This is a genomic window from Spirulina sp. CCNP1310 (assembly GCF_034932185.1).
Classification (GTDB): domain Bacteria; phylum Cyanobacteriota; class Cyanobacteriia; order Cyanobacteriales; family Spirulinaceae; genus Spirulina.
Map to the genome: position 1 here is coordinate 85,359 of NZ_JAYGHW010000093.1, position 10,499 is coordinate 95,857.

The following is a 10,499-nucleotide window of genomic DNA, read 5'->3' on the forward strand; positions in this document are numbered from 1 at the left end:
CTTCAGTCCGCGAATGGGTTGATGAGATCTACTCCTGTTCCTGCAAAGTCGCTGATATTGCGAGTCACCAAAGTAAGCCCGCAGGTTAGGGCGGTAGCGGCTAGCTGTTTGTCAATGGCATTTTGAGGGTGGGGTACAAGCAAGCGTCCCCATACCTGAGCTTCGGTGGTGGTGAAATCGAGAATGTGGTCGGTGTAGTCCTCTAAAATAGTTTGTAACCAGGCTTCGAGAAGGTCAGCTTGTGGCTGATCTCCACGATGGCGAATGCGTTCGACACCTCGGCGAAGTTCGCCAAGGGTGATCACACTGATATAGAGGCGAGCATTTTGCTCGGTGGCGTTTTGAAAGAATTGCTGAACACCGGGGTTTGCGTTGTTGTGTTTGCGCAACTCACTGATGACGTTGGTATCAAGTAAATACATCATGGGCTGTGTCATCTTGCACTCGTTCAAAATCTGAATCGTTGCCGACGTTGGGGATGAGTGCAAGCACTTCGGCAAAGGATTTTTGGGCGGGTTGGAGTAAGACTTGCTCTAGGATTTTACGGTGTTCGGCTTCTGCACTGACACCGTGACGACTGGCCCGTTGTTTGAGGGCGTTGACAATGGCATCGTCAATGTTGCGGACAATTAAATTAGCCATAAATTGTTTCCTTAGAAAGGTGTTCTATGGAAGGATTCACTGTGATGATAGCATTGATATCACTTCTGTGGATAGAAACCGGGTTGCTTTGATTTTTTCGTTTTTTGCTGAGGTTTTGGCAAAAACCCGGTTTCTGGGGTTAGGGGTGGGGGAGGAGGTTGCTGATCAATTGGTGGACAGGATAAAACATATTTACCAAGCGACTGTTTGTAAAATTTCCACGGCTTGAAAATGGGTATCTCTTGTGACGAGGATCAAATCGTGCTGTAGGGCAAGGGCTGCAATCCAGATATCATTTTCAGGTAATGGGCGGCCTTTGAGTCGCAATTGATTTTTAACATCGCCATATTGCCGAGCCGTTTCAGTATCACACACCAGTATTGTACTATCGCCAACAAATAGATCGATTTTGGCTAAATTTGCTTCAACTCGCCCGGATTTTCTGGCTCCATAAGATAATTCGCCAATCACAATGCTGGGAATAAAAATTGCGTTGGCTTGGGCAAGATTTTCTTTGATTTGTACTTCATTGGCAAAGAGGGCAATCACAATATTGGTATCGAGCAAAAATCTACCATTCATCGATATCTACCAACTCGCAATCTTGTTCAATGGCTGTTTGCATTAACTGAAGGTCGTTGAGGGGAATCAGCCCAGCAAAGTGCAATAGTTTTTGTCCGGGTGTGCCTTGAATTTTTGCTTTTGCTAATGAGCGGGCATATTCAAGCACTTGGCATTGCAGGTGTTGGGGCATGATTTTCAATTGTTCGACGACTTCTTCAATGATAGGCATATTCATATTGTCCTCTTTGTTGTGATCTTAACATTTTTGGGCAGAGAAACCGGGTTGCTTTGATTTTTTCGTTTTTTGCTGAGGTTTTGGCAAAAACCCGGTTTCTGGGGTTAGGGGTGGGGGAAGAGGTTGCGGATGATACGGTACAGGGTGAGGGCGATAATCCAAATGAGGGCGAAGGGGAAGGCAAACAGACCTAAAATAAAGCACAAAATTAGGTTAAATGTGCTGCGTTGGGCAAATTTGCCGATGGCTTTTGCCCATTTGGGATAGGGATAGGCATCTAGGGGCAAATCTAATTCTTGCAAAATGGCCTGTCCTTGTTGAACAGCGGCGAATCCTTCTTTGATTCTGCCTGCTTTTTGATATGAATTACCTAAAGCCATTAAAGAACTAGCTTCCCCCCGTCTGTTCCCAATCTCTCGTTGAATCTCCAGAGATTGCTCGTAAAAGGCGATCGCCTCCTGGTAGCGTCCTAGGGACTCGTAAGCATTGCCTAACGAGGTTAAAGAAGCAGTATATCGCCAGTTGTGGTGATCTGGGAGATGCTTCACCAACTGCTGGTAAAGTTCAACCCGGAGTAAATTATTGCCCCGTAAGTTCAGGAAATTATCAACATCCTGATCAATATTCCCACCATCATAAATCACATCAAACGCCGCTTCATAGTCTCCCAACTCACAGCGATGATAAAACACCTCCAAATATTCCCGCACATCCTCCACCGTCTCCCATTCCCCACGGGACTTAAACCGACTCTGATAAAACTCAATGGCCCTTAAATGCGCCTCCCTTAAATCCCCCACCTTAAACTTCAAATACTCCCCAATAAACGGCTGAAACGTAAAAAATCCCCGCTGCTCCTCCAACAAAAACCCCCGCCGCATCAACCCCCGCAACACCTTCCCCGTCACCTCCTCCCCCACCATCGCACTCGCCACCCCCGCATCAAACCCCCCCCGCAACACCACCAACGACAACAACACCCCCCGCAACCCCGCCGCCAAACGATTAAAACTCGCATCCAACACCGCCACCAACTGCACTTCTTCTGCATGATGGCGACCCTTAATCTGAGGATGTTCCATCAACCTTGCAATACCTACACTCTTCAATTCCTCCTTAAAACTGGTAATCTTTTCATCATCATCTTCTTCAGCAAGATAACTACCAACAAACTTCAACGTTAGAGGATGACCTTGGACAATTTCCACCCATTCCTGCAACTCCGCTTCCGATCCCTTAACTTTCTCCTCAGTTAAAAAAGCAATTCCCTCTTGAATCGACAGGCCCTTATTTAATCTCAGGATCGATTCCTCCTGAATTTTGTGAGGAATCCCCGTTGGAATTTCCTGCGTCGTGACAATAATTTTAGTTTTTGAGTAAGTCTCTAACCAAAGCAGAAGAAAGCCTTGATACTCAGCATCATGCAAAACAGATTCAAAGTTATCCAGTACCAATAAAAAATCAACTTCCAACTCTTTTATTAAAATAGTTTGCAATCCAACATTCGGAAACCCTCTATTGTTTAATTTTTGGTTCAATAACTCCTCAGACTCCAATTGCCACAACTGCTTAAGAATGCGCTGTGCCAAGATCGAAAAAGATGGCGAGTTTCGTAAGTCAGCCCAAAATTTATTCTGGAAATCATCCTGCTGGTTAAACAAGGTTACTGCCAACGAAGTTTTACCCATGCCAGCAATGCCAAAAATGATGATTAAATTTTCATTTTCATCATCTAGAAAGCTTTGAATCCTTTGCTTTTCTGCTTGTCGCCCTTGAAAGTTGGTAACTTGGGGGCGTAAATCGTCACTATAAAAAACACCAACCGAAGATGTAGCTTCTCCCCCTTTTTTAAAATCATTAAAGCCATCAATTAATATATCTAGCTTTTCATTCGTGGTTGCAAAGCCTTCTTTGATGTCTTGTTTTAAACCAGATAACTCCTCTCGTAACCAAAGCTGCACCACCGCAATTTGAGCCTGAGTCACCCCCAACTCATGGAGAACATCCCCAAAACCTGCATCAATCTGCCGTCCCAACTCCCGAAACCGTTCCCCATTCCCGGCCAACTCCTGCCGCAATTGCTCCACATCCCCCAAAGCTTGCCCCAACTCCGCTAAAACACCCTCCGGACTGGATTGCTGCAACTCCGCCAAAACCCCCCGAATTTCCCCCAACAACGACAACGTTAACCCCGCAAACGCCTTCCCCCCCGCCTCAAAATCCGCCTTCAACACCTCCCGCAGCGCCAAAGCAAACTTATCCCGTAACTGCGTCGCCACCTCCGCCAACACATACTCCGGTAAATCCACCCCCGCCTGCGGACAAAGCCAAGCGTATAACAACTCCCGCCAATTCTCCACCTCCAAAACTTTCTGATTCACATAACCCACCGTCCCCTGCTTAAAGAGATCAGAAGTCCCTGTTTCCAGAATTAACTCAAACTTACCCGCCTCCAACTCTTGAGCCACCGCCTGCCATACCTTCAGCGTCCCTTCCGCCAACTCGGTCAACTGCTTTTTCTCCAACTGGGTTAACTGCTGCGTCGATTGGGGATAAGTGCCAGCCTCAGCGATCGCCTTAATAATCAAGGCAATGGCAAACCCCGTCGCCTGCGTCAGATCATGATTCGCTAACTTGTCCCCACTCCCCCGGAGCCTTACCGCATTATGGTTGAGATGATGGGGAAGCATTTCATTGGCAACAATGCCCCCAGAAACCGCCGTGGCGATCGTTCCCAACAAACCACCACAAATCGCTCCCCCCGCGAGGACGGCCATCGAGACGAATAAACGTTGCGGGCGATCGGTGACTAAATCCATCCATACCTCATTGCTCAATTAGCCGTCTGACTTGGGCCAAAGCATCATCCCCTGAAATTGGCTGAACGGAACCATTCCGCACTTCATCCCTGCGTCGCTTGGCTTCAATAACCCAAACCGACTGAATTGCTGAATCAGCGTCGAATTCTAGGCTTTCCACTAATCTATCTGCGAGAAATGCCCTCGACTCATTCGGCAGAGACAGTAATTCCTGAGTGATTTGCTCAATTGAACGCATAGTACCTCACAAAAAACTAAGCCTACTCATCATCTTATCAAGATCTAGGAATTCGCTTTCCCCGAAAGCAGGGGGGCAATCTGCGTTAGTGTAACCATTGCCCCCCTAAACCTACATTCTTGAACAGAGCAACGCGCCCTATAAAAACGTATTCACATCCACCGCCAACCGTTGACCCAAAGCCAACAACAGCGGCATCTGATCCTGATTCCAGGGACAGACTAACCCCGATTCCGTTTCCATACATTGGGGCAAAATGACCTCATGGAAACAACGGAAATAGAGTTCTTGGGCGCGATCAAGGGAAAGACCGACATTGAGGCGATCGCCTACATCGATCATCCCTTCAATGCGCCGCTGATCTTCGCCTACCGTTGCACTGGTTTTCCCAAACAGGAGAGCATCGAGGGAGCGCAAAATTAGTGCCTCTAGTAGATGTTTTGCTCCGGGTAGATTTAACGAGGCGTGCATACTTTCCGCTTCTGTGGCTGTGCTATCCAGTTCCGCCAGAATCCGATCCATTTCCTCCGGATCACTACTGCTGTCTAATTCATCCAACAGCCGTAAACAACGATAGGAAAGGGCAATATCCGCCGCCACCTGCAACTCTTGGGGAACCGGCAATTCTTCCCGGTGGAACGCCCGCAGGATGCTGTAATTATCCCGGTAGGCTTGGCGATAGAGTTGATCTAAAGTGGTTTTGCTCTTGTCGGCAATTTGTTGGATAATCCATTGCCGTTCTTCAGCGAAAAGGGTTTCGAGACTGAAAACGCGATCGCCAAACACCCGCATCATTTCAAACATTGTCGTGGCGACACTGGCTTCGCGCATCGATTTAAACAGCGTCTCCTTCACTTGGGCATAGGCTAACCGCCCAATAAAGGGCTGAATACAACAGTGGAAATCCCAGCCCCCCAAATGGAGCACCGCAAAGATAAACTCCTTCGATTCGCGGGTAATTTCCGAGACCAATTGGAGATGACCGATGGCCAGCACTTGGTTGCCCATCTGCTGCTTGTGGTAGTCCAATTGTTTGGCCTCGTAGCAATAAACCCGGTCTTCTGCACTGTAGTTAGTGAATAAGGACGTGATTGCATAGTGGGCCGCTACCCGCTCAAACGTGATCCGCGATGACACCACCAACTCATCGTAAACCCGGCCTCCATGGCCGAAATGCTCCACATTACTAGGGGCCGCCTGAAGCCGTTGGCGGAATTCCGGCTCAAGCTGAACCCCGGCAATTTCCCCGGCTAATTCAACGGCCCGGGCCGCATAGCGAAGGATCTGCACCCCTTCAGGCCGGGAGAGTTCATCAAAGAACCAGCCGCAACTGGTGAACATCAACAAGGCTTGACGCTGCATTTCCAAGAGCCGTAGCGCGTCCACCTGCTCCATGTCATCAAGGGCATGGGCTTGGTGACGGTAGAGGAAATGGACGGTGGTTTCGGGGCTGCGATCCGCGATCGCGTACCTATCGCCCATCACCTGAATATATTCATCCCGCGCTAACCAGGGATCATGGAAGAATTTGCGGCCGTAGTCTTCGTAAATGGCCGCGAGGCGATCGCGCAGCCAATTCAAGCTATCCCGCAGGGGCCTGCGCCATTTCTGCGTCCAATTCCCCCCACCGCCGCAACCACAATCATCCTGCCAACGATCCACCCCATGCATACAACTCCAAGCCGTCACGGGCTTGAGGATCACTTCCCAGGTCGGGGGGCAGATGCTCAGGTAATGGGCCACATTCGTCACCTGCCAATGGCGATGGGCGAACTCTTGGCTAAAGGCATAGGCGAGACATTTTTCCGTTCCCGCCTTGTGGTGGCCGAAGGTTTCTCCATCGGTGGCAACGCAGATCAGTTGAGAGGGGCGATCGCCCCGCACCGCTTGACCGAGGCGATCGGCTAAATGCTGAGAACTGGCCAGCACATCATCAAAGCCCATCCCCTTAGAAATGGGGCCATCATAGAAAAAGATATCGATATGCTTACCGTTGGCTAGAAAACAGCGGTAGGGGCGCGTCGGGTCAATTTGGCCGCCCCCCACCCCTAGCCAATCGGGGTGAGGGTTGTCTGCTGTTGGCATCGGGCGGCATTGTTCCGCCTGGGAGGGGGCGAGGATCGTGAATTTAATCCCCTCATTAGCTAAGGCTTCGAGGGTGGCATAGTCCACCGCCGTTTCCGCGAGCCACATCCCTTCAGGATCCCGGCCAAAATGGGTGCGAAAATCGGCTTTTCCCCAACGGATTTGGGTGTACTTATCCCGCTCGTTGGCGAGGGGGAGGATGATGTGGTTATAGACTTGGGCGATCGCATTGCCATGGCCATTGAGCCTTGCTGCACTTTTACGATCCGCGTCGATAATGCCCTGATACACCTCCGGATCATGCTTGGCCAGCCAAGACATTAACGTTGCCCCGACATTAAAGCTCAGATATTCAAAATTGTTGACCACACTCACCACTTCCCCCCGCTGATTGAGGATGCGGGCGAAAACGTTGGGGCGATAGCATTCGTATAAAATCCGCTCGTTCCAGTCGTGGAAGGGGTAGGCGCTGGGTTGGCGTTCAATGACGTTTAAATAGGGGTTCTCCCGGGGTGGCTGATAAAAATGTCCATGAATCGTAATATAAACGCCAGTAGCCACGGCTCCTTGTTGTTCCTCTTGCCAGATGGGGGTTGGATTGGACATTAGTTCTGTATTCATAAAAATCACTCGACGGGAAAACACTGTAGTTGATGGGAATAGGGCAAAAAACAGCGTTCACCCTCCCCTTGAACGGTTTCCAGCCTGTGGAAATTGTGGATTGACCCTGAAAACCGGCTTTTGCTACTGATCTCTAGTGAACCGCAAAGCTCAAAAATGCTGTCGTTCTTATCAATTTCTTAACGAATCGATGATTTTTTTTTACGAGGGAGTGGGGAGTGGGGGGTGAGGGAGACAGTTAACGTTTCTCTATCCTCTTTTCTTTATCCTCTCTCCTCTCTCCTTCCCTAGGACGGTTGAGGATCGGGTTTTCCCCTAGGAGGGGTGGAGGGGCGATCGCTACAATGGGAACCAAGACAACCGGGAAAAAGACGATGTGGAATCAATCAAAAACGCTTATCCTCCTCTCCGTACTCAGTGCGCTGCTGATTGGCATTAGCTACAGTGTTTTTGGCGGCACTGGGGGTATTCTCCTCGGCGTGATCCTCGCCGCCGTCACCAATTTAGGCTCTTGGTACTATTCCGATAAAATTGCCCTCGCTGCCTACCAGGCGCAACCCGTCACCGCAGCCCAGGCCCCTGACCTCCATCGCATGGTTGCCCAGTTGGCCCAACGGGCAGATATTCCGATGCCTGCGGTTTATCTTGTCCCTACCCCCGCCGCCAATGCCTTTGCAACGGGCCGCGACCCCCAACACGCTGCCGTCGCTGTCACTGAAGGATTACTGAATCTGCTCCCGGCGGATGAGCTAGAAGCGGTGTTAGCCCATGAATTGAGCCATGTCATGAATCGCGATACGCTCACCCAAGCGGTGGCGGCTACCATTGCCGGGGCGATCGCCTTCCTGGCGCAGATGGCTAGCTATAGCCTCTGGTTCTTCGGGGGGAGTCGCGATCGCGAAGGCAATGGTTTTGGCTTAATCCTGACCATCTTGATTGCACCCATCGCGGCAACAATTTTGCAACTGGGCATTTCCCGCACCCGTGAGTTTGCCGCCGATGCTGGCGCGGCTCGCCTCACCGGGAACCCCCGCGCCCTGGCCAATGCCCTGCAACGCTTAGAGCGTTCCGCCCAAAAGCAACCGATGCAAGGCAATCCCGCCTTTCAACCCCTGCTGATTTTTGGGGGCAGTGATGGTAATTTACTGACGAAACTGTTTTCGACCCATCCCAGCACGGGCGATCGCATTGAGCGGTTGATGGCTTTGGAAGGTCAAACTTTGACGATGTTCTAGACCCTTGGGGGCGAAAATCAGGGCGAAAATCAGGGCGAAAGATTTTTCGCCCCTACCCTTTTAAATCAGGGCGAAGGATTTTTGTGCCTCCGGCAGGCTTACGCCAACGCCCCCACAGCAACCAGAGATTTTAACGTCATTCACCTTTACCCCGGCTCCCTATGGGCGGCCGGGTTTTCTTGTGCTAAGTCCCGTTTTAAGGCCAGCGATCGCTGTTGGTAGGTTTGGGCGAGATCGTAATGGCCGAGGGTGTTGTGAACCTTGCTGAGGTTATTTAAGGCCACCGCCTCCCCAAAGCGATCGCCTAACTGTTGTTTCAAAATCAGCGCCTCCTGATAGGCACTGAGGGCGGCTTGATAATTGCCCCGCCGCAATGCACAATTGCCCAAACCACTCCAAGCGATGGCCCGGTGTTGATCAAACTCCAGTTCAGAACTGATTTGTAACAACTGTTCATAGGTGCGTTGGGCCTGCTCATCGTTTTGGCAACAGGCATAGGCATTGGCTAACCCCACCAAGGCATCATGAAAATCCAAATTGGGTCGGGGGGCATTGTATTGGCGGCAATAGTCTTGGTAATGGGCGATCGCCAATTCATAAGCATTAGTGGCTTCATAGACCTGAGCCAATAAAAAACGGGTATCGTTCACGCCCTGGTGGTCTTGAATACTGGTGCGAATCAGGAGCGATCGCTGATAGCAATCAATGGCTTCGCGGTTTTGCCCCAAAGCATGGTAAGCTCTGCCCAAATTGGTGAGGGATTTGGCTTCACCGAGGCGATCGCCAATGGATTGGGCCAAATGCAAATGCTTTTCAAAATGATCCACCGCCAACTTCATCGCCAGGCGGTATTCCCCCTGATCATGGTGTTGAACCGTTCCCCAGCGTTGACCCGTGGGCCGGCTCCCCGTCGCCCCCATCCGCCAATCCCCACTTTCCCGCTGCACCACTAAGGACTGTTGATAGCGTTCGATGGCCGCCTGATACTGCCCCAAGGACTGCAACGCCACGCCCAAATTGCTGAGTACATTGGCTTCCCCCTGGAAATCGCCAATCTCTTGATAAAGGCCAAGGGCCTGTTGCCAGGTTTGCAGGGCCGCCTTGAACTGGCTATTTTGGTAGCATTCAATGCCCTGCTGTAGGAGGCGATCGGCCTCCTGTTTGGTTTTGAGATGGATGACCGCTTCCGAGGGTACAGTGGCAAGGAGGGGATGATGCTTGAGGCGATCGTTCAAAGCCTCCAGTTGATCCGGACTATAGCGGGGCGGCGATTCATCCCGGAGCAGTTGGGCAATGGTTTCCACCAAACCCCAATCCACTAAATCTTTTGCCGCGATTAAAATCTTCTCCTCGGCATCCATCGGACTGTGGAGCAATTGCTTCACCAATTCCAAATAAGCTAAATAGCGTTCATGATTCATGGCTAAAGCCGATGGGTTTAATCTCAGCCCAGACTACCCCTAATGCTCTGTGGTGAATGGTTACTCCCTGATAAATCTCCCCTCCTTTAGCCTAACGCTACTTGTCTAAATTCTCGATGATCATCACAAAACTCTAGGAATGAAATCAGGCTGGCCTCGGATGAATTCTGCCCATAAAAAAAGAGCGTGATGCTCTCCTTTCCGACTAGAAATTTTTCAAGCGGGTAACGCGATTCGAACGCGCGACATTCACCTTGGCAAGGTGACGCTCTACCACTGAGCTATACCCGCATTTGCTTTCAGACTTTCATAAATCTAACAGAGGGATTGGGCAGTTGTCAAGGGAAAAACCGAAATTGAGGAGAGAGAATAGAGGAGTGAGGAGAGAGCAACGGAATTCCTCACTTCCCACTCCTGATCTCGAATCCGCTGAATCAGATCGTGCAACACTGTAGGCGGGGAAGGGCGCAAAATTCTCAATTTCGCTCCTACGCAGATCAACGACACAACCCAATTGGATACCACTTCTCACTCCTCACTCCTCACTCCTCACTCCTCACTCCTCACTCCTCACTCCTCACTCCTCACTCCTCACTCCTCACTCCTCACTCCTCACTCCTCACTCCTCACCCCTCACCC

At 50.5% G+C, this 10,499-nt stretch carries 9 protein-coding genes and 1 tRNA gene; 1 reads left to right on the forward strand and 9 read right to left on the reverse strand.

What is annotated here, in order from left to right; genetic code table 11:
• Nucleotides 1-2: 2 nt before the first annotated feature.
• The 7 genes from VB712_RS17320 to VB712_RS17350 all read right to left on the reverse strand — a co-directional run bounded on the left by VB712_RS17320 (nucleotide 3) and on the right by VB712_RS17350 (nucleotide 7,204).
• Nucleotides 3-422 (reverse strand): type II toxin-antitoxin system VapC family toxin, encoded by a 420-nt coding sequence (locus VB712_RS17320; RefSeq protein WP_323256999.1) that lies wholly within the window; start codon nucleotides 420-422, stop codon nucleotides 3-5.
• A complete protein-coding gene (locus VB712_RS17325) occupies nucleotides 409-642 on the reverse strand; it encodes a FitA-like ribbon-helix-helix domain-containing protein (RefSeq protein ID WP_323257001.1) in 234 nt (77 codons plus the stop codon). The genes VB712_RS17320 and VB712_RS17325 overlap by 14 nt, the downstream gene beginning before the upstream one ends.
• Before the next feature lie 192 nt (nucleotides 643-834).
• Nucleotides 835-1,224: a type II toxin-antitoxin system VapC family toxin gene (locus tag VB712_RS17330; RefSeq protein WP_416236383.1), complete on the reverse strand. Its 390-nt coding sequence runs from the start codon at nucleotides 1,222-1,224 to the stop codon at nucleotides 835-837.
• A complete protein-coding gene (locus VB712_RS17335; RefSeq protein WP_323257005.1) occupies nucleotides 1,214-1,435 on the reverse strand; it encodes a hypothetical protein in 222 nt (73 codons plus the stop codon). The genes VB712_RS17330 and VB712_RS17335 overlap by 11 nt, the downstream gene beginning before the upstream one ends.
• A gap of 110 nt (nucleotides 1,436-1,545) precedes the next feature.
• The gene (locus tag VB712_RS17340) at nucleotides 1,546-4,260 is read right to left on the reverse strand and encodes a tetratricopeptide repeat protein (protein ID WP_323257007.1); all 2,715 of its coding nucleotides are present in this window, start codon (nucleotides 4,258-4,260) and stop codon (nucleotides 1,546-1,548) included.
• A 7-nt stretch (nucleotides 4,261-4,267) separates the two neighbouring features.
• Nucleotides 4,268-4,498 carry an addiction module protein gene (locus VB712_RS17345; RefSeq protein ID WP_323257009.1) on the reverse strand — a complete coding sequence of 77 codons (231 nt, stop codon included), beginning with the start codon at nucleotides 4,496-4,498 and terminating at the stop codon, nucleotides 4,268-4,270.
• 138 nt (nucleotides 4,499-4,636) lie between these two features.
• Nucleotides 4,637-7,204: a DUF3536 domain-containing protein gene (locus tag VB712_RS17350; protein WP_323257010.1), complete on the reverse strand. Its 2,568-nt coding sequence runs from the start codon at nucleotides 7,202-7,204 to the stop codon at nucleotides 4,637-4,639.
• A 374-nt stretch (nucleotides 7,205-7,578) separates the two neighbouring features.
• Between VB712_RS17350 and VB712_RS17355 the strand changes: the two genes are divergently transcribed.
• Nucleotides 7,579-8,439 carry a M48 family metalloprotease gene (locus VB712_RS17355; RefSeq protein ID WP_323257012.1) on the forward strand — a complete coding sequence of 287 codons (861 nt, stop codon included), beginning with the start codon at nucleotides 7,579-7,581 and terminating at the stop codon, nucleotides 8,437-8,439.
• Nucleotides 8,440-8,585: 146 nt separating this feature from the next.
• On the opposite strand, the gene VB712_RS17360 is transcribed toward VB712_RS17355, so the two are convergent.
• Nucleotides 8,586-9,860, reverse strand: coding sequence for a tetratricopeptide repeat protein (locus tag VB712_RS17360; protein ID WP_323257014.1), 1,275 nt, complete (start codon nucleotides 9,858-9,860; stop codon nucleotides 8,586-8,588).
• Nucleotides 9,861-10,079: 219 nt separating this feature from the next.
• Nucleotides 10,080-10,151, reverse strand: a tRNA-Gly gene (locus tag VB712_RS17365).
• Nucleotides 10,152-10,499: the final 348 nt, after the last annotated feature.

Coding starts and splice junctions, on each gene's coding strand:
- VB712_RS17345 (WP_323257009.1), bottom strand. CDS start 4,498: ATGCGTTCAATTGAGCAAATCACTCAGGAATTACTGTCTCTGCCGAAT.
- VB712_RS17335 (WP_323257005.1), bottom strand. CDS start 1,435: ATGCCTATCATTGAAGAAGTCGTCGAACAATTGAAAATCATGCCCCAA.
- VB712_RS17355 (WP_323257012.1), top strand. CDS start 7,579: ATGTGGAATCAATCAAAAACGCTTATCCTCCTCTCCGTACTCAGTGCG.
- VB712_RS17360 (WP_323257014.1), bottom strand. CDS start 9,860: ATGAATCATGAACGCTATTTAGCTTATTTGGAATTGGTGAAGCAATTG.
- VB712_RS17340 (WP_323257007.1), bottom strand. CDS start 4,260: ATGGATTTAGTCACCGATCGCCCGCAACGTTTATTCGTCTCGATGGCC.
- VB712_RS17350 (WP_323257010.1), bottom strand. CDS start 7,204: ATGAATACAGAACTAATGTCCAATCCAACCCCCATCTGGCAAGAGGAA.
- VB712_RS17325 (WP_323257001.1), bottom strand. CDS start 642: ATGGCTAATTTAATTGTCCGCAACATTGACGATGCCATTGTCAACGCC.
- VB712_RS17330 (WP_416236383.1), bottom strand. CDS start 1,224: ATGAATGGTAGATTTTTGCTCGATACCAATATTGTGATTGCCCTCTTT.
- VB712_RS17320 (WP_323256999.1), bottom strand. CDS start 422: ATGTATTTACTTGATACCAACGTCATCAGTGAGTTGCGCAAACACAAC.